This window comes from Alicyclobacillus suci, assembly GCF_017329615.1.
Taxonomy (GTDB): domain Bacteria; phylum Bacillota; class Bacilli; order Alicyclobacillales; family Alicyclobacillaceae; genus Alicyclobacillus; species Alicyclobacillus suci.
Genome location: NZ_JAFMTW010000142.1, coordinates 1 through 810 on the forward strand (window position 1 = coordinate 1; position 810 = coordinate 810).

Genomic DNA, 810 nt, shown 5'->3' on the forward strand with positions numbered 1-810 from the left:
GAAGATGTGGTTCTCGACAAACTCATCTTAGCCATACGGGGAGCACCTTTTCAATTATTCACACCAGTTCATGAGGACACAATCGTCGAAATCCGGGTTGATATAAACTGAACAAAAGCTTTAGAAGAGGAGAATGAGATTGAAACAACACAAGCATTCTTGGTTAAAAGAATGGGTATTGCCGATTGGTGTCGGAGTAGTTGTTGCCTTTGGATTGAAAACATGGGTTGTAAGTGCCGCTGTAGTTCCTTCATCGTCTATGTACCCAACGATCCCTGCAACAGAGACTCACCATGTGTATATCTTGGATAATAAATTAGCAACAGATTTTGGTCGAAAAATTTACCGAGGGGAAGTCGTAGTATTCCATTTTCCAGACAACCCAAAGGAGTTGTACGTTAAGCGAGTCATCGGTCTCCCTGGGGACACGGTTGAAGTTACAGCTAATGCAGTGTATATAAATGGGAAAAAATTAAATGAATCCAATCAATTTATCGCCAAGTCAAACGAACTAAAATTAGGTATTTATCATGTGCCAGCTGGGCACTATTTTATGTTAGGAGATAACCGTACAGTTTCCATAGATAGTCGCTATTGGGTTCACAAATATGTGGCGCGTTCTGCCATCATAGGGGAAGCGGATTTTGTGATTGCCCCAATTAGCGACATTGGTCCAATTTCACAAAGTTTATCTGCTTCAAATGGAATTGGCGATCAAGTCCAAAATGCTGTGTAAAATCCCCTCTTCGGAATGTGTCGCATCATGCTCACAATCTACTCAACGGCTGATGGGCGTCACTTTCTTGTTGG

Annotated in this window: 1 protein-coding gene; it reads left to right on the forward strand. The window is 41.9% G+C overall.

All coding sequences use genetic code 11. From position 1 onward, the window contains the following. Positions 1 to 133: 133 nt before the first annotated feature. Positions 134 to 736: a signal peptidase I gene (gene lepB / locus J3482_RS20170; RefSeq protein ID WP_206923082.1), complete on the forward strand. Its 603-nt coding sequence runs from the start codon at positions 134 to 136 to the stop codon at positions 734 to 736. The last annotated feature ends 74 nt before the right edge of the window (positions 737 to 810 follow it).

What these genes read in the sequence shown, in the direction of transcription:
- lepB (WP_206923082.1), top strand. Translation starts at nt 134, where the DNA reads ATGAGATTGAAACAACACAAGCATTCTTGGTTAAAAGAATGGGTATTG.